Raw genomic sequence first — 22,050 nt, 5'->3', positions numbered from 1 at the left:
CTAGAATATTTCGTCGGATCCGAGCTGAAAGCGGCTGCGTAGGCGCGGGTCTTGGTCGTCACGAATACGGCGGTCGGTGGACGCCGCCGCGTCAATATTTTGCCCGCGAATATTGCCGACCCCAATGCCCTGATCAACGATAATTTCAACCCGGCGGTTGGCCGCCAAGGCATCCGGTCCCAGGCCATTCGCGCGCAGTAACGAACTGCCTTGGCCGACCACCGAGAAGCGCGTCACATCCAGTACCCGGCCAGCCAACAGTTCGCCGGCGACCGCATTCGCGCGCATCGCACTCAGTTCCAGCTCGTTGCGAAAAACGCCGGTGCTGGAACGGCCATCGGTGTGGCCCTCGATACGCACGGTGCCCGGCGTAATGCCGAGCATCTCGCGGATCTTGCGCAGCACCGGAATAAAGCGCGGGTTGACGTCCGCTCGCCCCGGGTCAAACGAATTTCGCTCGTTGACGCGAATAATGATCTTTCGACCTTCGGTTTCGACTTCGACCAAGCCATCACGGATTTCCTGGCTCAAGGCTTGGTCAATCGCTTTCTTATCGGTTTCGGTCTGCAACACCAGTTGTTTGCGCAAGCCCCCACGTTCTAACTCTTCGGATTCGGGGTCGGTGGTGTCGACGTCTAGCACCGAAGGCGCCGCACCCTCGGCCGCGGCCGTGCTGCTTTCGACACTGTCCACCGGCACCTCGCTGTCGTTTGGCGACTTGCTCTCGCGCCCGTCCGCCGAATCTTCGGCGCTGGCTTTTTCACTTTGCTTGGGCGCGGTCTCGGACGTCGGCGGCGGAATGTCCAGCGTCGATAAGTCGGTTCGCGTGGTTTGCTGCTGAACGGTGGGCGCCGGGGTCGGCCGCGGCGTGCCCGGCGAGAATTCCTGAGCAATGATGCTGGTGCCTTTGGGGATGGCCTTGGCTTCGATCTCGGACTGGACACCAAAGGCGAATTTGACCGACCCCATCAGCTGCTTAAATTTGAGCACGTCCATTTCGGAAAACGACAGCAACAGCACGAAAAAGCACATCAGCAGCGACATCAGATCGGCAAAGGTCATGACCCAGGCTGGAATGCCCGCGGGGCAATCGCATTCTTCTTCGGTCGCCATTAAGCCGCGGCTTCCTGGGCTTCTTGTTTCTTGCCGGGCAAGTAGGTGCGCAGCAGCGACTCAATAATGCGCGGATTTTGACCCGCCTGAATCGCCAGCAAGCCATCCAGAATCAAGGTTTTTGCACGTTTTTCTTCGTCCCGACGCAGCTCCAGCTTATCCGCCATCGGCAGCGCCACCATGGTCGCCAGCATCGCGCCATACAGGGTCGTCAACAGCGCCACCGCCATCGCCGGACCGATCGATTTGGGGTCCGACATGTTGGCCAGCATTTGAACCAGCCCGATCAAGGTGCCAATCATGCCCATGGCTGGGCCGACGTCGCCGATCGCCAAAAATACCTTGCTGCCCCAGCCGTGGCGGTCGGCGGACAGGCGGATGTCCTTTTCTAACATTTCTCGGACCACGGCCTCGTCGAAACCGTCGACCAACATCTGGACGCCTTTTTTCATAAAGGGGTGCGAGACCTCGACCGATTCCAGCGCCAACAAACCGCCCTTGCGCGCCAAGTTCGCCAACTCAACGACTTCGTCGATCAGCTCTTCAACCGTCGCCATTTTAAACATGAAGGCTTTCGCGGCGACGCTGATTGCGCCCAAAAACTGGCCCAACGGAAATTTAATCAAAACCACAAACAGCGAGCCGCCGATCACGATCAGCAGCGAGGGGATGTTCATAAACATACCGGCCGAACCACCCAAAAAGATGGCTGCCAAGACGATCGCAAAAGCACCTAACATGCCAAGTAAGGAGGCTATGTCCACTGATTATTCCCTTCGTTGTTGATGCCACAACAGTCTAGTTGGTTTTAGCAATTAGTTAGGCTATCGGCCGGCACGCCAAAATCTGAAGTCCGCGCGTTGAGCGCTCAGACCAAAGCGGCTACTGTGTGCGCAGATTTTTTAGCGCAGGAATCCGCATGAGCGAGCCCAGTTTTGAACAACAACTTGATCAACTAGAAAGCTTGGTGACGCGCCTAGAAAGCGGCGACGTGCCGCTGGCCGAGGCCATGGCCGCCTTTGAACAAGGCATGGCGCTGTCAAAGCAGTGTTCGACGCTGCTCAACCAAGCCGAGCAGCGCATCAGCCAGTTGATGAACGAAGGCGACGACGCACCCAGTGAATAACACAGACCCCTTGGCCCTCGCGCAGCAGCGCATTGCGCCGCTGTTGACGGCCGCGTTGGGGCGCCTGGGCAACCAGTCACTGGCGCTTGGCGATGCGATCCAATACAGCCTGCAGGCGCCGAGCAAAGCGCTGCGCCCGGCGCTGGTGTGGGCCAGCTGCCAAGCCTTGGGCATGGACCCGGCCTTGGGCGATCGCGCTGCGATCGCGATTGAGTGCATCCACACCTATTCACTGATTCACGATGACTTGCCGGCCATGGACGATGACGATTTGCGCCGTGGTCAACCCAGCTGCCATATCGCCCACGGCGAGGCGCACGCTATTTTGGCCGGGGATGCGTTGCAGGCGTTGGCCTTCGAAGCCCTGGCCGACCCGGCCTGGCCGCTGCTGGCCCAAGGCCAACTGGCCGCCAGCGTTACCGCGCTTGCGCGCGCTGCCGGTGGCGCCGGCATGGTCGACGGACAGTCGTTGGATTTACTGGCCGAAAACCAGTCCACTGGGCTGGATCAACTAGAACTGATGCACAGCCGTAAGACCGGCGCACTGATCCGGGCCTGTTGTGAAATCGGTGGACTCAGTGCCAATGCGGACCCCATGCAACTGGATACGCTGATCCAAATCGGCCAAACACTGGGTCTGGCGTTCCAAGTCCAGGACGATGTTTTGGACGTCACCGCCAGCACCGAGGCGCTGGGCAAGCCGGCCGGGTCGGATCACGATCAAAACAAATCAACCTTTGTGACCTTGTTAGGTGTGGCTGAATCCCAGGCCTTGGTTGACGACATGCTAAGCGGGGTCAACAGCCTGGCCTCTAGCCTGCCCAATCCTGCTCCGATACTGGCGATTGTTGCGCGATTATCGCAACGCAACGCCTGATCTTTGGGGCGCATTTAGGTACCATCGCGCCCTGATCGGAAGGAAACTATGCGGATCTTTCACCAGATACCACTTCAGCGTCCATCGACGCCATTGCTTGACTCAGCCTCGACCCCGGATGCGCTGCGGGCATTGTCACGTGCCCAACTTGGTACCCTAGCCGACGAGCTGCGCGCCTACCTGCTGTATAGCGTCGGCCAATCCGGCGGTCACTTTGGTGCCGGCCTCGGCGTGGTCGAACTGACGGTCGCGCTGCATTACTTGCTGGATACCCCGCACGACCGACTGCTGTGGGATGTCGGCCACCAAGCCTACCCGCACAAAATTTTGACCGGCCGCCGTGAACAGATGCCCAGCATTCGTCAGTCCGGCGGTTTGGCGGCATTCCCCGCGCGCCACGAGAGCGAGTACGACACCTTTGGCGTCGGTCATTCGTCCACCAGCATCAGCGCCGGACTGGGCATGGCCTTGGCCGCCCAGCAAAAAGGCGAACCGCGGCGTGTGGTGTCGGTGATTGGCGACGGCGCACTGACCGCGGGCATGGCCTTTGAAGCACTCGCCCACGGCGGCACGACACGGGCCAATATGCTAGTGGTGCTTAACGACAACGATATGTCGATCAGCCAAAGTGTCGGCGGGTTGTCGAATTATCTGGCCCAACTGCTGAGCTCCAAAGCCTACAGCCGCATGCGCGATGACGCCCGCAAACTGCTGGAAATCATTCCACCGGCAGCCGAGTTGGCCAAGAAAACCGAAGAACAGGTCAAAAGCCTGATTTCGCCGGCGTCGTTGTTCGAAGCCATGGGCTGGAATTACATCGGCCCGATCGATGGCCACGACATGGGCCAACTGCTGAATGCGATTGATACGCTGACTAACCGTCCGGGACCGAATTTTTTACACCTGGTGACGCAAAAGGGCTGCGGCTTCCAACCCGCCGAAAGCAACCCGATCAAGTATCACGCCATCACCAAAATCGACCCCAAGCCGGCCGCCGACAGCGCGCCGAGCAAGCCGACTTTCAGTCAGGTGTTCGGCCAATGGGCGCTGGATCAAGCCGCCGCCGATCCGCGTTTGCTGACGATCACGCCGGCCATGCGCGAGGGCTCGGGCTTGGTCGCATTTAGCGAGCGCTACCCCAAGCGTTACCACGACGTCGCCATCTGCGAACAACACAGCGTCACGCTGGCCGCCGGCTTTGCCTGCGAAGGGCTGAAGCCGGTACTGGCGATTTATTCGACCTTTTTACAGCGCGGCTACGATCAACTGATTCACGATGTCGCCATCCAAGACCTGGATGTGACCTTTGCAATTGACCGCGCCGGCCTGGTCGGCGAGGACGGCCCGACCCATGCCGGCGTTTACGACACCGCTTTTTTGCGCACGATTCCGGGGCTTTTGATCGCAACGCCGTCGGACGAAACCGATGCCCGCGGCTTGCTCAATGCGGCCTACCAGCACCCCGGCCCGGCCGCCGTGCGCTACCCGCGCGGTGCCGGCATCGGTGCCGCCGCCGGCAGCTCACTGGACGCCCTGGCGGTCGGCGAGGCCATCACACGCCTGTCCGGGCGCGGCGTCGCCGTGTTGGCGTTTGGCACCTTGCTGCACCAGGCCACGCAGCTGTGCCAAGCACGCGGCTACAGCCTGATCGACATGCGTTGGGTCAAACCGATGGATGAAGGTGCCGTGCGCGCCGCCGCGGCGTCACACGACTTGCTGGTCACCTTAGAGGACCATGCCCAAATGGGCGGCGCCGGCTCGGCCGTGCTCGAGGCCCTAGCGTCGATGAACCTGAACACGCCAACCCTGGTGCTGGGTTTACCGGACAGTTACTTGGAAGGCGGCAAAGCCGACGCCATGTACGCATCGGTCGGCCTGGACAGCGCCGGCATCAGCGCCGCCATCGACCAGCGCTTGGCGGCACTTAGTCGTTAAACAGATGACCTAGGCGGTCGCCCTTGGTCGCCAAATAGCGTTCATTGTGGCGGTTGTGGCCCTTTTTAAGCGGCACCCGCGCGACCACCTCAATGCCCATCCCAGACAGCGCATCAATCTTGCGCGGGTTGTTGGTCAACAACCGCACCTGGGTGATACCCAAATGCGAGGCCATGGGTTCGACAATGGCGTAATCACGCAGGTCGGCGCCAAAACCCAACGCCTCGTTGGCCTCAACGGTGTCGGCTCCGCCGTCTTGCAGGTGATACGCGCGAATTTTATTCATCAAACCAATGCCGCGGCCTTCCTGGCGCAGGTAAAACAGCGCACCACGACCGGCCTCAGCAATCGCCGCCATCGCGCCTTCCAGTTGCGGGCCACAGTCACAGCGCAAACTAAACAGGCCGTCGCCGGTCAAACACTCGGAGTGAACCCGCGCCAGCACCGGCTCCGGTGTGTTCACGGCACCCATGGTCAAGACCACATGTTCCTTGGTCTGGCCGTTCACAGACTCACTAAAACCGTGCATCTCGAAGACACCGAACTGGGTGGGAAGTTGGCAGGTTTCGACGTAGGTGATCAACGCAAGCTCCTTTAGCGGGAGCGAATGATACCACTGCCTTGAATGGGTTCCAGCACCATCTTGTTGGCACGCAACTGAATCTTAAATCGGGCCAATGCGCTGAGGCCCAACAGCGGCCGCGCGGGATAATCACCCGGCAAAACGATCGCGGCCACATCCGTCAACACCCACTGATCGATCTGTATTCGCGCAAGCGACGCCGGTCGACCCTGAACCATGCCCGCGGCGGTATTAACCTGGGCGGCGCGCGGATGCGGTTGAATGCCCAGCGTCGCCGCTAAGGATTCACTAATCACCACCTCGGTCGCCCCGGTGTCGATCATCCAGTCGACCGCGCGCCCGTCGATGCGGCCTGCGACCTGAAAGCCGCCGCCTTGATTTTCCAACGTTAGTCGCGTTTTTTGCACAGCCGGAGCACGCGCCGCCGCCAGTCCCAGCGTCAGTAACTGGCCTTGCCAACGCAGCTGCAGTTGCTCGCCCAATGCCAGCAACTCCATGTCCGCCACGACCTCGCCACGCTGCAACGAATGCAAGGTACCGTCCAGTTCGACCAGCGCCGCATCGCCCAGCTGGCCCACCCACAAAGGCTGCGCCGCGACCATACCCGCGATCGGGAGTGCCAGTAGGATGGCAGCCTTCGGTAGTGTCATCCGGTCAGTGTCGACGGCCAGTGCCGGCGCCGACTCGGACCGAGGGGCTAGACCAGGCCCAATTGGGCTAGTCCGACGACACCGGCGGCGGCAAAAACACCGGCCAACAGGTCGTCCGCCATGATCCCCACGCCGACCGGCTTGAGGCGTTCGAGCCGATTAATCGGCCAGGGCTTAAAGATGTCGAAAATTCGAAACAGAACAAAAGCGACAATCCAAGCGCCAATCGATGGCGGCGCCACCGCCAATGCGATCCAGATACCTGCCCACTCGTCCCAGACGATGCTGCCGTGATCACCGCAATTTAGGTCGCGGGCGGTTTTGCCACAAATCCACGGCCCCACCAAGGCACCCAACAAGACCCAAATAGCGACCCACACATCGGTCAACCACAGCGCCGGTATAAACGCGACCATGCCACCGACGGTGCCAAAGGTGCCTGGCATGGTTTTGGTCAGGCCAGAGCCCAGCCCAACCGCCAGCCAGTGCACCGGGTGCGCGGGAATAAGCCGCATTATTTGGCGCTGAACTCGACCGGACGCAGTTGCGCCGCCAATTTATCGAGCACGCCGTTGACGAACTTGTGGGCATCGGAGGCCCCAAAGCGCTTGGTTAAATCGACCGCCTCGTTCAATACCACTTTGTAGGGCACGTCAATCCGCTCGGACAACTCCCAGGTCGCGATACGCAGCACGTTCAGCGCCACCGCATCGACGTCTTTGACCGGCCGCTCAAGGTAAGGCGCCAAAATGGCGTCAAGCTTAGCGCTGTCGCCCGATACGCCTTTATAGACTTCATGAAAATAGCCCGGGTCGGCCTTGCCCAGATGATTTTGGGCACGAAAACGCGCTTCGGCATTGCTGGCGTCATAACCGGATAATTGCCATTGATAGAGTGCCTGCAGGGCCAGTTCACGTGCGCGGTGACGGGCTGCTGGTTTTACGCCCTCAGTCATCAATTTGGCTCAGCAACGACACCATTTCCATAGCAGTCATGGCCGCATCAGCGCCCTTGTTGCCGGCTTTAGTGCCCGCCCGTTCAATCGCCTGCTCGATGCTGTCAACGGTTAGCACGCCAAAGATAACCGGCACGCCGGTGTCCAGGCTGATGCTGCCGAGGGCGGCGGCGACCGGGCCGGACACGTATTCGAAATGCGGGGTGCCGCCACGAATGACCGCACCGATTGCAATCACCGCGTCGAATTTACCGGTGTTCGCTAGGCTCTGACACACCAGCGGCAGCTCGTATGCGCCCGGTGCTTTGGCGATGGTGATGTCACCGCGATCAACGCCATGGCGGACCAGGGCGTCAATGGCGCCGCTGACCAAAGAGTCGACCACAAACTCGTTAAAGCGGCCGACTGCGATGGCGTAGTTGCCTTGAACATTGGTGAAGTCGCCATTCAGCGTTTGGATCTCGCTCATGAGGGGTCTTGCTCCTGCCATTTAATGTATTCAACCACTTCGAGCTCGAAGCCCGAAATCGCTGGGAATTTCATTGGGGTCGATAATAACCGCATCTTGCCGACACCGACATCCCGAAGGATCTGAGAACCGGTGCCAATCCCCAAATAAGGCATCACGCGCGGGGCGATCGCCGGCTTCGGTGTATTGTCAAAGTAGTTGGCGAAGCGCTCTTCTAGGCTTTCGGTTTCCCAATTTTCTAGCAGCACAATCACGCCCGGGCCTTCGTCCGCCTGAACCGCCTGCATCGCCGCCGACAGTGACCAGTTGTTGACCGTGGTCGGATCGGCCGACAGCAGGTCACGAATCGGATCGGGCACGTGGACCCGCGTCAACGTCGGCGTGTCCGCACTTGGCTCGCCCTTGATCAAAGCCAGGTGCGTGCCGCCTTGAACATGGTCTTTGTAGGTGATCGCTCGGAAGGTGCCGTAGACCGTGACCAGGCTGTCGTCACGCACGCGTTCGATGGTCTGTTCGTGGACCGTGCGGTAATGGATCAAGTCCGCAATGGTGCCGATCTTCAAGCCGTGTTTTTCAGCAAACACTTCCAAATCCGGCCGCCGCGCCATGCTGCCGTCTTCGTTCATGATCTCAACGATAACGCTGGCCGGAGCAACACCGGCTAGGCGCGTCAAATCACAGCCCGCTTCGGTGTGGCCGGCGCGGTTCAAGACGCCGCCGTCCTGGGCCATCAGCGGGAAAATATGACCGGGCTGGACAATATCCGCAGGCTTTGCGTTAGGGCCAACGGCCGCCAACACCGTGCGCGCACGATCGGCTGCACTGATGCCGGTGGTGACGCCGTCAGCCGCTTCGATCGAGAGCGTGAAATTGGTCCCATGGCCGCTGCCGTTATCACCCACCATCAGCGGCAAGTTCAGCTGTTCACACCGGTCACGCGTCAACGTCAAACAAATCAACCCACGGCCTTCGCGGGCCATGAAATTGATATCTTCGGGACGGCAATGCGAGGCGCTCATGACCAGGTCACCTTCGTTTTCGCGGTCTTCGTCATCCATCAAAATGACCATTCGACCCATGCGAATGTCGTCGATCAGCTCTTCAATGCTGTTCAGTTTCATGCTTTCTCCACACTGTATTCTAGGCAGCGATCGGTGCCGATGGCCCGGGACTCAATCAGTTGTAAACGGACGGCGTCGGACAGCTCAGTCCAATTGGGGGTGTGCATTAAAGGCCTTGTCTGGCTTCCCATCAAGAGCGGCGCTTGAAAAACCACCAAACGATCCACCAACCCCGCGTCCATCCAAGCACCCGCCAGGGTCGGCCCGGCCTCGACCATGACCTCGTTGACGCCTGCATCGGCCAATTCAGCCAACACGGTCGCCGGCGTGACCGCCGTCAACATCACCACCTGCGCACCGCAATCGGCCCAGGCTTGCTGGGTCGGGCCGCTCGCGGATTGGCTGATGATCATCACCGGGCCAGGTATTTTAAAAAGCTGGGCATCGAGTGGCGTGCGTCCGCTGCGGTCCATTACCACACGCAGCGGCTGATCCGACGGCAACAGCGGACCCGGATCCAGGTCCGTTTCATCCCACCGCACATTCAGGCTCGGATTATCCGCAACGACGGTACCGACGCCCGTAATCACCGCCCCGGCGCGGGCGCGCATGCGCTGGACCTGACGCCGTGCCATCGGCCCGGTGATCCACTTGGACTGGCCGTTGGCCATCGCAGTCGCGCCGTCCAGCGACATCGCCAACTTCAGCCGCACAAACGGCAGCCCACCACGCATGCGGCGGTTAAAGCCGGGGTTAAGGGCCCGGGCCTGGCTTTCGAGCACGCCGATATCGACGCGGATACCGGCGCTGCGCAAGCGCTCCAGGCCGGCACCGTTGACTTTCGGGTTGGGGTCGACACAAGCCACCACGACCCGGATCACCGCAGCTTTGATCAGGGCATCCACGCACGGCGGGGTGCGACCGGTATGCGAACAGGGTTCAAGGGTCACATAGGCAGTCGCGCCGCGCGCATCAGGACAACTATTCAGGGCCACAATTTCAGCGTGCGGACCACCTGGCGGCTGGGTCGCACCGGCGCCGATCACATCACCGTCGCGAACCAAAATACAGCCCACGCGCGGATTGGCTCGGGTCAGATGACGAACGGATTTGGCCAAAATAATGGCCTTGGCCATGTACATGGCATCCAGCGCACTCACTCGTTGGCCTCGTTGACCGCGTTGACGAAGTCCGCGACGTCTTGGAATGACTTATAAACCGATGCGAAGCGCACGTAAGCCACAGCATCCAAGGTTTTCAGCTCGGACATCACGATTTCACCCAAACGCTGGCTGGGCACCTCACGCTCGCTGATCGCTTGCAGCCGGCGCTGAACCCGGTCCAGCATGGCCTCGAGCTGTTCGGACGATACCGGGCGTTTTTCCAACGCTCGAATGACGCCCCGGCGCAACTTACTGGAATCGTAGGTTTCACGGTCGCCGTTGGTCTTGACGATCCGCGGCAAGCTCAGCTCGACCGACTCGAAGGTCGTAAAGCGCACGTTGCACTCGTTGCACGCACGCCGGCGTTTGACCTGCGAGGCATCGGCGACCAACCGAGAGTCGATTACCTTGGTGTCGGGGTTCGAGCAAAACGGGCAGCGCATGGTTAACTCCGGCGTTGACGCAGGGCCTCAAACAGCAGGACCCCAGTGGCCACCGACACATTCAGCGAGCTGATCGCGCCGACCATAGGAATGGCAACCATTTCATCACAGGCATCGCGCACTCCTTTGCGCAGGCCGCGACCCTCGCTGCCGACCACGATCACACGTGGACCGGTCAGGTCGGCCTTGAACGCATCAATCGCGCCTTCACCGGCCGCGCCGCTGACCCAAAACCCATCCTTGCGCAGCTTTTCCAAGGTGCGCTTAAGGTTCGTGACGGTCACCAGCGGGACCAACTCGGCCGCCCCGCAAGCGGTTTTACGTGCCGCCTGGTTCAGTGCCGCGCTGTTGTCTTTAGGCTGAATCACCGCCGTGACACCGGCCGCTTCGGCGCTTCGCAATATGGCCCCGAGGTTACGCGGGTCGGTGACCCCGTCCAGCGCCAGCAACAGCGGCGTGTCGACACCGCCCAGCAATTCGGCCAGCGCGCCTTCGGGCAACGCGGCCGACGGCGATGCGATCACCGCAATGCCTTGGTGGGCAACGTCCTCGTAGGTATTGCCCTGCTTAAGAAACTGAGCCTTGGGCAGCGCGGTAAAGGTCACGCCAGCTTGTTGCAGCTGTTCAAATCGCGCCGGGGCCAGCGAATCCAATACCAACACTTGCTGGACACGCGCCGGCGACCGTTCAATCAGCGCCATCGCCGCGTGCCAGCCTACAATGCTCTCATTCATCGGCGCGGCCCTCGATCGCCTTTCTTGCGACTTTTCTTTTTGCCTTTTTTGTCTTTCGCCGGTTGCATACCCGGAATATCAAAGTCGATACGCCGCGTGTCCATGTCAACACGCACCACGCGTACTTTTAACTCGTCCGCCAAGCGGAAAGTTTGACCGGATTGCTCGCCCACCATCGAGTGGGTGGTGGCGTCATGTCGGTAATAGTCCGCCGGCAGCGCGGTGACGTGGACCATGCCCTCGACGAACATGTCGTTGAGGGTAATGAACAGCCCAAAGGGCGCCACACCGGTCACAACGCCGGTAAATTCCGAACCAATGTGCTGGGTCATAAAGCGACATTTCAGCCAGGCATTCACATCCCGGCTGGCATCATCCGCACGACGCTCGCAGTTAGAGCAGTGCTCGCCCATGGTTTCCAAGCGCGCCTGGTCGTAGGGGTAGACCGATGGGTCCTTGCGCAAAATCGACTTCAACGCACGGTGGACCATCAAATCCGGATAGCGGCGAATGGGGCTGGTGAAGTGGGTGTAGGCCTCGTAACCCAAGCCAAAGTGGCCGCCCTTCGCATCCGGCTCGTAGCGTGCCTGGGACATCGAACGCAGCAACAACACTTGAATCAACGACTCGTCCGGACGACCTCGGGCCTGCTCCATCACCGCTTGGTAGTCCTCGGGTGTTGGCTCGTCTCCGCCTTGGAGGTGCAGTCCCATCGGCGCCAAGGCGGCACGGGTGGCAATCAGCTTGTCCACCGACGGCCCCTCGTGGACCCGGTACAGCGACGGCTTTTCGTGTTTGATCAGGTACTTAGCCGCGGCCACGTTGGCCAGCAACATGCATTCTTCGATCAGTTTATGCGAATCACCACGCCAGCGACCGGTGATACCCGCAATGTGCCCATTCGCGTCCATTTGGAACATCGGTTCCGGCGCTTCAAATTCAATCGCCCCGCGTTCCGCGCGGACTTTCTTGAGCACGTGATAAAGGCTGTACAGATCGGTGATGTTGGTTTGGACGGCCGCACCACCCGGAATCGCCGCGAACGCCGCGCCATCTTCCAAGGCATCGTTGACCTGGTTATAGGTCAGGCGTGCGTGGGAGCGAAATACGCCCTCGTGGAAATTAACTCGCGTCATAGCGCCGCGGGCGCTGACGTTAATTTCAGCGACCATCGCCAGGCGATCAACGTCCGGGTTCAAACTGCACAGGCCATTGGACAGTGCCTCGGGCAGCATCGGAATAACCTGGCGCGGGAAGTACACGCTGGTGGCGCGTTCAACCGCCTCGGTGTCCAGCTGCATACCGGGCTTGACGTATTCTGCTACGTCGGCAATGGCGACCCACAACTTCCAGCCGCCGCCATCGGTACGCTGTGCGAACACCGCGTCATCAAAGTCACGGGCGTCCTCGCCGTCAATGGTGCAAAACGGCAATGCGCGCAGGTCTTTGCGGGTCGCCGCAATGCCCTGATCAATAAACTCACCGTAGGCATCGGCTTGGTCGATCGCCTGCTGGCTAAATTCGTGGGGCAAATCATGCGTGCCCACGGCGACCGCAATTTCGATGCCCGGATCATCGTCGTGACCGATGATTTGAACGATACGGCCGGTCGGACTGGCGCGGTGGCTGGGCTGTGACGTCAATTCGACACTGACGAACTGACCTTCTTCGGCCTGACCGATCTGGTCGGGCTGCATGATCACGGGGTGGACCAACTTTCGGTTGCGCGGCTCGACCATCCAGACGCCGCTGTTACGTTTTAATTGTCCGACCAAGGCGGTATGCGCGCGGTCGGTGACTTCAACTATTTTGGCTTCGTAATCATTACGGCCGCGGAATTGCACGGCGCGCACCAATACCCGGTCGCCGTCATAGACTTTCATGGCTTGCTTGTCGTGCACGAACAGGTCTTTTTCACCGTCATCGCGAATGACGAAGCCGAAACCGTCCGGGTGGGCCGAAAAGCGACCGGCAATCAGGTCGGTTTTGTCCACCAACATGAAGCGGCCTTCACGGTCCGATGCAATCTGGGCGTCACGGCACATGGCCATCAACCGTCGCTGCAAGGCTTCTTCTTGATCCAATTGAATTTCAACGTCGTCTGCGATGTCGTCAAAGGACAAAGGCTTGCCGGCGTCGGTCAAAATTTGAATGATGAATTCACGCGACGCGATCGGTCGCTCGTAGTTTTCGGACTCTCGGTCCTCGAAGGGGTCTTTCATCCGCGCATGGTAACAGCACCGTGCTGCGCGCGCATAAAAAAGGGCGACCGAAGCCGCCCTGTGTGATCCAAAACCTTATTAGTGGTTCAGAATCTGGCTCAAAAATAGCTGTGTACGCTCGTTTTGAGGGTTATTGAAGAACGCCTCTGGCTCGTTCTGTTCAATAATTTCGCCACCGTCCATAAAGATCACACGGTCCGCCACCTTGCGTGCAAAGCCCATTTCGTGGGTGACGCACAACATGGTCATGCCCTCTTCGGCCAGCGTCACCATGACGTCCAACACTTCGGCAATCATTTCCGGATCCAGCGCCGAGGTCGGCTCATCAAACAACATGATGTTTGGCTTCATGCACAATGAGCGTGCAATCGCGACACGCTGCTGCTGACCACCGGACAGCTGACCTGGATACTTGTCGGCTTGCTCAGGGATCTTGACCCGTTCCAAGTAATGCATGGCCAGTTCTTCGGCTTCTTTTTTGGGCATCTTGCGAACCCAAATCGGCGCCAGCGTCAGGTTGTCCAAGATCGACAGGTGCGGAAACAAATTGAAGTGTTGAAAGCACATACCGACTTCGCGACGAACTTCTTCGATGTTTTTGACATCGTTGGTCAGCTCGGTGTCTTCAATAATGATCTGACCCTGCTGGTGTTCTTCGAGGCGATTGATGCAACGAATCATGGTCGACTTGCCCGACCCTGAAGGCCCACAAATCACAATGCGCTCGCCACGCTTCACTTCCAGGTTGATGTCCTTGAGGACGTGAAAGTCGCCATACCATTTGTGCATGCCGATCAGTTTGATCACGGACTCGTCGGAGACTTGTCGTTGTTGTTCACTCATATGAGGCTCCAAAAATTAACGATGACCCGTGTCCAGCTCGCGCTCAAGGCGCTGGCTGTAACGTGACATACCAAAACAGAAAACAAAGAATCCAAAGGCTGCAAACACATAGCCCTCGATCGTAAAGCCAAGCCAATCGGTGTTGGTCGCCGCCGCCTGGGCCATGCCCAACAGATCAAACAGACCAATAATTAAGACCAAGGTGGTGTCCTTGAACAGGCCAATAAAGGTGTTGACGATACCGGGAATGACCAGCTTCAACGCCTGCGGCAAAATCACCAGACACATCGACTTCCAGTAGCTCAGACCCAAGGCATCGGCCGCTTCGTACTGGCCTTTGGGAATGGCTTGCAGCCCCCCACGAATCACCTCGGCCATGTAGGCCGAACTGAACAGCGCAACACCGACCAGTGCACGGACTAACTTGTCCGGGCTAAGGTCTTCGGGCACAAACAGCGGGAACATGACCGACGCCATGAACAGCACCGTAATCAACGGGATGCCACGCCAGAACTCGATAAACACAACACAGATCGACTTGACCACCGGCATGTTCGAGCGCCGGCCCAGCGCCAGCACCACACCCAGGGGCAGTGACGCGACGATACCGGTGACTGCGATCACCAGGGTCAGGAACAAGCCACCCCAGCGCGGCGTCTCGACGAACTCGAGGCCAAAGCTGCCACCGACATACAGGTAGAAGAACACGATTGGGTAGATCACCAACAAGGTGACCGCCAGCGCGCTTTTGACCTTGGTCGGAACCGCCTTAAAGAACAACGGCAGGGCCGTGACTACCACCATGATGTACGACAAATTGATGCGCCACAGCTCTTCACTGGGGTAACGGCCGTACATGAGTTGCTGCATCCAAACATCGATAAACACCCAGCAGGCGCCCTCTTTGGAACAGTCATCGCGGCTGGTGCCGACCCAGTCGGCCGAAATAAACAGCCAGCTCGCCATCGGGGGAATGATGATGTACAGCAAGTAGATCGCCAGCAACGTCAGTGCGCTGTTGATGGGGCCATCAAACAGGTTGCTACGTAGCCAAGCGACCGGGCCGACCAGGCTACTGGGCGGCGGCAGGTCCGGGTGCTGACCCGGTGTGTAAGATTGCTCACTCATACTATCGCTCCACCAATGCCATGCGGTCGTTATACCAATTCATGCCAGCTGAAATCAGCAAGCTCAAGAACAGGTATACCGCCAAGGTCATGGCCATAATTTCAACCGCTTGACCGGTTTGGTTCAACGCCGTACCCGAGAAGATCGCCACCAAATCGGGGTAGGCAATCGCCGCCGCCAATGACGAGTTCTTGGTCAGGTTCAGGTACTGCGAAGTCAACGGCGGAATAATCACACGCAGCGCCTGGGGAATGATCACCAAGCGCATGGTGATGCCAGGCTGCAAGCCGAGCGCATAGGCCGCTTCGGTCTGGCCCTTGTTGATCGCCATGATGCCGCTACGAACGATCTCGGCAATAAATGCCGCCGTGTAGGTCGACAAGGCCAACACCAAGGCAGCAAATTCAGGCGTCAAGGTCATACCACCGCGGAAGTTAAAGCCCTTCAGCACCGGCACTTCAAAGGTAAACGGAAAGCCGGTCACCGCGGCTGCCAAAACTGGCAACGCTATCAACAGCGCAAAGCCGGTTCGCCAGACGGGGAAGGGCTGGCCGGTTTCCGCCTGGCGCTTGCGCGCCCAGCGACCGATCATGACCGCGCCGACCAACGCTGCGATAACAGCGGCACCAATTAAGCCGGCGCCGTCCTCCCAAATAGGCTTGGGTCCGACCAGGCCGCGGTTAGACAAAAACACCGCGTCCCAAAACTCAACCGCTTGCTTGGGCTTTGGCAGCGGCCGCAGCACGGCAAAATACCAAAAGAATATTTGCAGCAGCAGCGGAATGTTACGCAGTGTGTCGACGTAAACCGCCGCCAAACGCGAAATCAAAAAGTTATTAGACAGCCGCGCCACGCCCAGCGTAAAGCCGAGCAGCGTCGCTAAAATAATACCGACGATACTGACAAATATGGTGTTCGCCAGACCCACCAAAAAGGCGTCAAAGTAGGAGCTGTCCTCGTTGTAAGGGATCAGCGTCTCGGCGATCGAGAATCCAGTATTGGATGACAAGAACCCAAAGCCCGAGGCAATGCCCTGGCGTTCGAGGTTGGTCATCGTGTTCACCACCAAGGAGTAGCCTAGGTAGAAAACAAACCCAAGGGCCAGCGCCTGAAACAACAGCGCCCGTTTCTCGGGGTCTCGCCACATCGGTGGCTTGGCAGGCCGTTGACCTGCAGGTGGGGTTGCTTGACTCATGATTTTCCTCAAGCGGTTTTATATATAAAAAAGGGTGGGTGCTTCCGCCCCACCCTTATCACTATGCCAAATCGCGATTAACGCAACGGCATCGCGTACATCAGGCCGCCTTTTGTCCACAGGCTGTTAACGCCACGGGGCAATTCGATCGGAGTAATGTTTTTCTCATACAGTTCAGCGTAGTTACCGACCTGAGAAACGATGTTGAACGCCCAGTCTGCGCTCAGGCCCAAGCCTTCGCCCAGTGTAGCTTCGTCACCGACAAAACGCTTGACGGCGGGGTTAGTCGTCGTTGCACGCTTGTTCTTAATGTTTTTGCTGTTCAAGCCCATTTCTTCGGCTTCCAGCATGGCGTAGATGCTCCACTTAACCACGTCCAGCAACTGGTCGTCGCCGTGAGCAACCACAGGCCCCAGCGGCTCTTTCGAGATCACTTCAGGCAACACTTTGTGAGCGTTAGGGTCCGCCAGCTTGGTGCGCTGTGCAGCCAAACCCGAGGTGTCAGTCGTGTAGACGTCGCAACGACCTGCGTCGTACGCGGCGACAACTTCGTCAGCCTTTTCAAATACAACAGGCTCGTAGCTCATGCCGTTGCTGCGGAAGTAGTCAGCCATGTTCAACTCAGTCGTGGTGCCCTGGTTGGTGCAGACTGATGCGCCGTCCAATTCCAGAGCGCTATCAACACCCAAGTCTTTACGAACCATGAAGCCCTGTCCGTCGTAGAACATAACGCCAGCAAAGTTCAAGCCCAGCGCGGTGTCGCGAGTCGCAGTCCAAGTCGTGTTGCGTGACAGCACGTCGATTTCGCCAGACTGCAGCGCAGTGAAGCGCTCTTTGGCTGACAAAGGAGAGTATTTAACGGCGTCAGCGTCGCCCAAAACAGCTGCAGCAACGGCGCGGCAAAGGTCAACGTCCAAACCGGTCCAGTCGCCATTTGCGTCAGGGTTAGAGAAACCCGGCAAGCCTTGGCTGACGCCACACTGTACGTGGCCCTGTGAAACGATTTTGTCCAAAACAGGACCAGCCATTGCCGCAGACGCGGTCACTGCAGCGATCGCGGCTACAGCAGTTTTCTTGATCAGTTTCATAGGATCTCCTAAAACTGGGAATTGTTTTTAATTTTGTTGGTGTCAACGCGCTTGATCACAAAAATGACGAACGCTTAACCCTATTACCGTACACGTCATTTACCGTGGATGGCAACCATCGGGCTAACGGGCAAATAAAAGCGCCGAACCCGACACTGCAATGGCCGCGCCAACCCACGCGCCAAGCGCGGGTCGACGGCGATAGATAATCCAAAGCACCGGGAGAATCAATACGGGCGAAAGTGACGAAAGTGTCGCAACGACGCCGGCCTTTGCGCCAATTAATGAGTACTGAACCAACGTCATTCCGACACCCATTCCCAGTAACCCACTGATGGCGGTTTGAACCAACAACGGGCGTGACGGAATGCTGGGCAGGGCGCGATGGTGGATCAAATACGACACAAATAGGCCTAAAACCGCAATTCCGACACGTAAAACCGAGGCCGCGATCGGGTCAACGCCGGCTTCCATGGCGGGTCGCGACACGACAATGCCAACTGCTTGGCACAAGGCCGCGCCCAGCGCTAAACAAATGCCAACCAGTAGCCGCCCGTCGGTCGACTCCAAGGCATGGGTTTCGTCCTTGCGACGACCAAAAAAGACCGCCGTGGCGACACCCATCGAGACCAAGGCGACACCGGCAATGCCGATCCACTGAAAGGTTTCACCGAGCCACAGCCAACCAATAATGGCCGCCAGTGGCGCATTGGTCGCGAAGATGACCTGGTTGCGGCGCGGCCCCAGCCGGCGCAACCCCGAAAACATCAAGGTGTCGCCCAAGAAAATGCCGATCGCCCCGCTTAACAGCAACGGACCGGCCTGGGCCCACAGCACGGCGTCAAAGCCACCGGTCATTAAGGACACCACCAGCAAGCCGACAAACACCATCGCCATGCGAAACAGGTTGAAATGAACGGCTCCCAACGCCTTAGCCGGGCCGGTCGAAATGATTGCCGTGCAAGCCCACAGCACCGCAGCAGCCAGGGCGGCTAGTTCATAGATCACCAGTCAAGGTCATCCGGAATCTGGTAGTCCGCATAGGGATCATCCGGATCTGCCACTTCAGGCGCCGCCAAGAAGCTGGCCAGCTCAGGGGCACGCTCGCGAACGCGAATCAGTGCCTCCGGATCGATCAGCATCCAGCGCTTGTCCATCTGGACCACGCCGATTAAGCCTTTGGCCAGGCGTTCGAAGTCGGCATTGGAGACCCAAAACTCTTTGATCTTTTTGTCCAGCGTAAAGCGGTACTTGCGGTCGTCACCCTTGGCCAAGGTGCCATTGGACTTAACGATGTCGCGGGCCTGCGCCAAGCGTTCCGCTTGCTCACGCTTGGCCTTGCGCTGCGCCTCGATCGCACGGTCTTTTTCGGCTTTTTTGACCTGCGCCTCGGCCATCGCCTGGGCGGTTAATTCATGCGTACTGGGGCCATCGGGGATCTTGGACTTGGCTTTTTTCTTTTTCGTCACGCGCTTGTCGTGGGCGGCTTTTTTAGCTTTGGACTTATCGACCAACCCCAAATTTTGCAGTTGGTCTGACAGGGACTTACTCACGTTAACTCCAGATTCTCGCCACACGCGGGGCGACGTTACAAAACAGTTCATACGGGATGGTATTGGCCAGGCTGGCCAAGGTCTCGATCGGGACTTCGCGTCCCCACAGCTCGACCGGCGCACCGCGTTTGACCGCGTCACCCGCCAGCGTCACATCGACGGTCATTCGATCCATCGACACGCGCCCCGCCAAAGGGCAGATAACCCCGGCCACCGACACCGGCGCACCGTCAGGCATGGCCCGGGGGTAGCCGTCGGCATAACCGCCCGGAATGGTCGCGATCACGCTATCACGCGGCGCCACCCAGCGCGCCCCGTAACCGACGCCCTCGCCCGCCGGCACATGGCGCACCGCCACCACCTGCGAGGTCAGGCGCTGGACCACATTTAAACCCAAGTCGCCACTGATCGGCGAGGCGCCGTACAGTGCGATCCCCGCACGCCCAATATTCGCCGGCAACGCGTGCCCCAGCGACGCCGCCGAATTGGCCAGGCTAATCGACCAACCCGGCGGCGGTGACGCAAGCGCCGGCAGTGCCAGTTCGACTTCGTCGGCGCGGCCGTAGTGACTCATCCACACCTTACGTCCGACCGACAGCGCTTCGATACGTCGAGCGGTTTCACGGGCCGCCGTTTCGGACATGCCCAGTCGGTGCATGCCCGTATCCAGCTTGATCCACAGCCCGCTCCACTGGCGCCGATCGAGTGCTTCGAGCCAATCCAACTGTGCAAGGTCGTGAATCACCAGGTCCAACTGATAGGCCGCCGCGTCGCGGCAATCTTCAAGATCAAACGGACCTTCAAGGGCCAAAATGGGCGCACTGATGCCGCCTTCGCGCAACACCATGGCCTCGCCCACCGAAGCCACGGCAAAACCCGGCGCCTGATCCAACGAGCGGGCGACTTCGAGCGCACCCATGCCATAGCCGTCGGCTTTAACCACGGCCCAGCTAGGTTTAGGAAATCGACTAAGGTTGTGGCGTAACGCGCCGCGACTTTGGTGTGCAATCAACGGGCGCATTAGGCGTGGTAGTCCTCATAGTTGCCCTGGGCCAGGTCATCAAAACGGGTGTATTTACCGATGAACGCTAGGCGCACGGTACCGATCGATCCTTGGCGCTGTTTACCAATGATGATTTCGGCGACGCCTTTGTCCTCGGTGTTTTCGTTGTACACCTCATCGCGGTAAATAAACATAATGATGTCTGCGTCTTGTTCGATCGCACCAGACTCCCTCAAATCAGACATCACCGGCCGCTTGTTCGGGCGTTGCTCCAACGATCGGTTGAGCTGGGACAGCGCAATCACCGGGCACTCCAATTCTTTAGCCAGCGCCTTCAACGACCGCGAAATTTCAGAAATTTCCGTGGCTCGATTTTCGCCGCCGCCGGCGACTCGCATTAATTGCAGGTAGTCGACCATGACCATGCCAACGCCGCGACCGAATTTTTGCCGAACCTGGCGATCAACACGACGCGCGCGCGAGCGCATGTCGGTCGGTGTTAGTGCCGGCGTGTCGTCGATATACAGCGGCTTGCCCTGCATCAAACGGACCGCGGTGGTCAGTCGATCCCAATCTTCCGGCTGCAAGTCACCCGTTCGCAACTTGCCCTGGTTGATACGACCCAACGATGCCATCAGACGCATCACGATGGCCTCGGATGGCATTTCCATGCTGAACACGACCGCCGGTACGTCACGCATAAAGGCGGCCTCGACCAGGTTCATCGCGAAGGTGGTTTTGCCCATGGACGGACGACCCGCGACGATCACCAGATCGGACTTCTGCATGCCTGCGGTCTTTTCATCCAGGTCTTTAAAGCCGGTACTGACACCGGTAATGGTGCCCTCGGTTTTAAACAGCTCTTCGACCTTGGCGATCGCTGATTCCAAAATACGGTCAACGTTGACGGCCTCGCCAACACCGGGCCGGTTTTCGGCGATTTGCAGGATCTGTTGCTCGGCTTCTTCCAAGATCTGAGTAGCCAGGCGGCCCTGTGGCCGGTAGGCCGAGTCGGCAATGTTGCGCGCCGTGGCAATCATATTGCGCAGTACCGAGCGCTCTTGAACGATTTGCGCGTAGGCCTTGACGTTACTCGCACCCGGGGTCTCTTCGACCATTTCCATGATGTACGCCGCGCCGCCCGAGTCGGCCAGCGTATCGTGACGCTTGAGCGTTTCCACTAAGGTCACCGCATCCAACGGCTGGTCGTAGCGCGTCAAGTCGACAATGGCATCAAAAATAAGGCGGTGCGCTTGGGTGTAAAAATCCTCGGCCACCACAATCGTGCTGACGTCTTCCCAAACACGGGGTTCAAGCAACAAGCCGCCTAAGACGGCGCGCTCGGCTTCAAGCGAGTGCGGCGGTGTTTTAATGGATTCAATATCGTTGTCGAGTTGGGCCAAGGCGAACGTCCTAGATGCTGAGCTGCAGCACGCAGGTTAATGATCGGCCTCGTTGAACACCAGACCTTTAATCGCTCAGACCGAGCGCATCGACGAGTCAGTCGCCGGCGAACGACGCCGCGCCACCCACAGTGCCAACCACACACCCACCGGCACACCCAATGCGGCCGCGACCATCAGCTCCGGCTCGGCCAGTTTGTTCAGCGCAATCAGTGGCAGCAGCACACCAAACAACAGACATACGATGCCAACCAGCGCCGCCACCAGGTCACCGCCCAAGGCGCGCCATTCGCCCGAGCTGACGAACCAACCCAGGGCACTGCCGGCCAACGCGGCCGCGGCCCACGCGAATGCAAAAGCCTGCGTTTCACGCAGCAAACCGTAACTAATCATCACCGCAATGCAGTGCACGATCAGCCCATAACGTCCTGCATTTGTTTTTATTGTCATGCTTACCGCCCCTATGTCGCCAGCCTGGCACCGCGACTAAAGTCGCAACCTATTAG

Annotated in this window: 24 protein-coding genes; 3 read left to right on the top strand and 21 right to left on the bottom strand. The window is 59.1% G+C overall.

From position 1 onward, the window contains the following. Together GH975_RS02160 and pomA are read right to left on the bottom strand one after the other, a co-directional pair. Entirely contained in the window at positions 1-1,113 is a 1,113-nt protein-coding gene (locus GH975_RS02160) for a MotB family protein (RefSeq protein ID WP_153712937.1), read from the bottom strand. Beyond that, positions 1,113-1,877, bottom strand: coding sequence for a flagellar motor protein PomA (pomA, locus tag GH975_RS02155; protein WP_153712936.1), 765 nt, complete (start codon positions 1,875-1,877; stop codon positions 1,113-1,115). Before pomA ends, GH975_RS02160 begins: the two co-directional genes overlap by 1 nt. 155 nt (positions 1,878-2,032) lie before the next feature. On the opposite strand from pomA, the gene xseB reads away from it, so the two are divergent. From xseB to dxs, 3 genes are read left to right on the top strand one after another with little or no spacing between them, the layout of a single operon-like run. Continuing rightward, positions 2,033-2,239: an exodeoxyribonuclease VII small subunit gene (xseB, locus tag GH975_RS02150; protein WP_153712935.1), complete on the top strand. Its 207-nt coding sequence runs from the start codon at positions 2,033-2,035 to the stop codon at positions 2,237-2,239. Continuing rightward, a complete protein-coding gene (locus GH975_RS02145; RefSeq protein ID WP_153712934.1) occupies positions 2,232-3,116 on the top strand; it encodes a polyprenyl synthetase family protein in 885 nt (294 codons plus the stop codon). Before xseB ends, GH975_RS02145 begins: the two co-directional genes overlap by 8 nt. Positions 3,117-3,164: 48 nt before the next feature. Further along, positions 3,165-5,051 (top strand): 1-deoxy-D-xylulose-5-phosphate synthase, encoded by a 1,887-nt coding sequence (gene dxs, locus GH975_RS02140; RefSeq protein WP_153712933.1) that lies wholly within the window; start codon positions 3,165-3,167, stop codon positions 5,049-5,051. On the opposite strand, the gene ribA is transcribed toward dxs, so the two are convergent. The 19 genes from ribA to GH975_RS02045 all read right to left on the bottom strand — a co-directional run bounded on the left by ribA (position 5,041) and on the right by GH975_RS02045 (position 21,994). Then, positions 5,041-5,634 (bottom strand): GTP cyclohydrolase II, encoded by a 594-nt coding sequence (gene ribA / locus GH975_RS02135; RefSeq protein ID WP_153712932.1) that lies wholly within the window; start codon positions 5,632-5,634, stop codon positions 5,041-5,043. The genes dxs and ribA overlap by 11 nt on opposite strands. Before the next feature lie 11 nt (positions 5,635-5,645). Next, positions 5,646-6,284, bottom strand: a complete 639-nt coding sequence (locus GH975_RS02130) for a retropepsin-like aspartic protease family protein (protein ID WP_153712931.1) — start codon at positions 6,282-6,284, stop codon at positions 5,646-5,648. 47 nt (positions 6,285-6,331) lie between these two features. Next, positions 6,332-6,799, bottom strand: coding sequence for a phosphatidylglycerophosphatase A family protein (locus GH975_RS02125; protein WP_153712930.1), 468 nt, complete (start codon positions 6,797-6,799; stop codon positions 6,332-6,334). Further along, entirely contained in the window at positions 6,799-7,239 is a 441-nt protein-coding gene (nusB, locus tag GH975_RS02120; protein WP_153712929.1) for a transcription antitermination factor NusB, read from the bottom strand. Before nusB ends, GH975_RS02125 begins: the two co-directional genes overlap by 1 nt. After that, positions 7,232-7,708 carry a 6,7-dimethyl-8-ribityllumazine synthase gene (ribH, locus tag GH975_RS02115; RefSeq protein ID WP_153712928.1) on the bottom strand — a complete coding sequence of 159 codons (477 nt, stop codon included), beginning with the start codon at positions 7,706-7,708 and terminating at the stop codon, positions 7,232-7,234. The genes nusB and ribH overlap by 8 nt, the downstream gene beginning before the upstream one ends. Continuing rightward, complete coding sequence (gene ribBA, locus GH975_RS02110; RefSeq protein ID WP_153712927.1) at positions 7,705-8,829, bottom strand: bifunctional 3,4-dihydroxy-2-butanone-4-phosphate synthase/GTP cyclohydrolase II; 1,125 nt, start codon at positions 8,827-8,829, stop codon at positions 7,705-7,707. Before ribBA ends, ribH begins: the two co-directional genes overlap by 4 nt. Continuing rightward, complete coding sequence (gene ribD, locus GH975_RS02105) at positions 8,826-9,929, bottom strand: bifunctional diaminohydroxyphosphoribosylaminopyrimidine deaminase/5-amino-6-(5-phosphoribosylamino)uracil reductase RibD (protein WP_246164746.1); 1,104 nt, start codon at positions 9,927-9,929, stop codon at positions 8,826-8,828. The genes ribBA and ribD overlap by 4 nt, the downstream gene beginning before the upstream one ends. Beyond that, complete coding sequence (nrdR, locus tag GH975_RS02100) at positions 9,926-10,375, bottom strand: transcriptional regulator NrdR (protein ID WP_153712926.1); 450 nt, start codon at positions 10,373-10,375, stop codon at positions 9,926-9,928. Before nrdR ends, ribD begins: the two co-directional genes overlap by 4 nt. Before the next feature lie 2 nt (positions 10,376-10,377). Continuing rightward, the gene (rlmB, locus tag GH975_RS02095) at positions 10,378-11,109 is read right to left on the bottom strand and encodes a 23S rRNA (guanosine(2251)-2'-O)-methyltransferase RlmB (RefSeq protein ID WP_153712925.1); all 732 of its coding nucleotides are present in this window, start codon (positions 11,107-11,109) and stop codon (positions 10,378-10,380) included. Beyond that, positions 11,106-13,331, bottom strand: coding sequence for a ribonuclease R (gene rnr / locus GH975_RS02090; RefSeq protein ID WP_153712924.1), 2,226 nt, complete (start codon positions 13,329-13,331; stop codon positions 11,106-11,108). Before rnr ends, rlmB begins: the two co-directional genes overlap by 4 nt. Before the next feature lie 78 nt (positions 13,332-13,409). Then, entirely contained in the window at positions 13,410-14,174 is a 765-nt protein-coding gene (locus GH975_RS02085) for an amino acid ABC transporter ATP-binding protein (RefSeq protein ID WP_153712923.1), read from the bottom strand. Positions 14,175-14,189: 15 nt separating this feature from the next. Then, entirely contained in the window at positions 14,190-15,302 is a 1,113-nt protein-coding gene (locus GH975_RS02080; RefSeq protein ID WP_153712922.1) for an amino acid ABC transporter permease, read from the bottom strand. 1 nt (position 15,303) lies between these two features. Continuing rightward, positions 15,304-16,497 (bottom strand): amino acid ABC transporter permease, encoded by a 1,194-nt coding sequence (locus GH975_RS02075; protein ID WP_153712921.1) that lies wholly within the window; start codon positions 16,495-16,497, stop codon positions 15,304-15,306. 77 nt (positions 16,498-16,574) lie between these two features. After that, positions 16,575-17,585, bottom strand: a complete 1,011-nt coding sequence (locus GH975_RS02070) for an amino acid ABC transporter substrate-binding protein (RefSeq protein ID WP_153712920.1) — start codon at positions 17,583-17,585, stop codon at positions 16,575-16,577. Between the two features lie 123 nt (positions 17,586-17,708). Beyond that, a complete protein-coding gene (locus GH975_RS02065; protein ID WP_153712919.1) occupies positions 17,709-18,593 on the bottom strand; it encodes a DMT family transporter in 885 nt (294 codons plus the stop codon). After that, positions 18,590-19,138 (bottom strand): DUF2058 domain-containing protein, encoded by a 549-nt coding sequence (locus GH975_RS02060; protein ID WP_170272513.1) that lies wholly within the window; start codon positions 19,136-19,138, stop codon positions 18,590-18,592. The genes GH975_RS02065 and GH975_RS02060 overlap by 4 nt, the downstream gene beginning before the upstream one ends. A 1-nt stretch (position 19,139) precedes the next feature. Further along, the gene (gene alr, locus GH975_RS02055) at positions 19,140-20,159 is read right to left on the bottom strand and encodes an alanine racemase (RefSeq protein WP_153712917.1); all 1,020 of its coding nucleotides are present in this window, start codon (positions 20,157-20,159) and stop codon (positions 19,140-19,142) included. Continuing rightward, positions 20,159-21,544 (bottom strand): replicative DNA helicase, encoded by a 1,386-nt coding sequence (dnaB, locus tag GH975_RS02050; RefSeq protein ID WP_153712916.1) that lies wholly within the window; start codon positions 21,542-21,544, stop codon positions 20,159-20,161. The genes alr and dnaB overlap by 1 nt, the downstream gene beginning before the upstream one ends. 75 nt (positions 21,545-21,619) lie before the next feature. After that, positions 21,620-21,994, bottom strand: a complete 375-nt coding sequence (locus GH975_RS02045) for a hypothetical protein (RefSeq protein WP_153712915.1) — start codon at positions 21,992-21,994, stop codon at positions 21,620-21,622. Positions 21,995-22,050: the final 56 nt, after the last annotated feature.

The sequence above is a fragment of the Litorivicinus lipolyticus genome (genome assembly GCF_009650135.1).
Classification (GTDB): domain Bacteria; phylum Pseudomonadota; class Gammaproteobacteria; order Pseudomonadales; family Litorivicinaceae; genus Litorivicinus; species Litorivicinus lipolyticus.
Note: the sequence above shows the minus strand (reverse complement) of the source record. Positions and strands in the feature narration are given on the sequence as shown.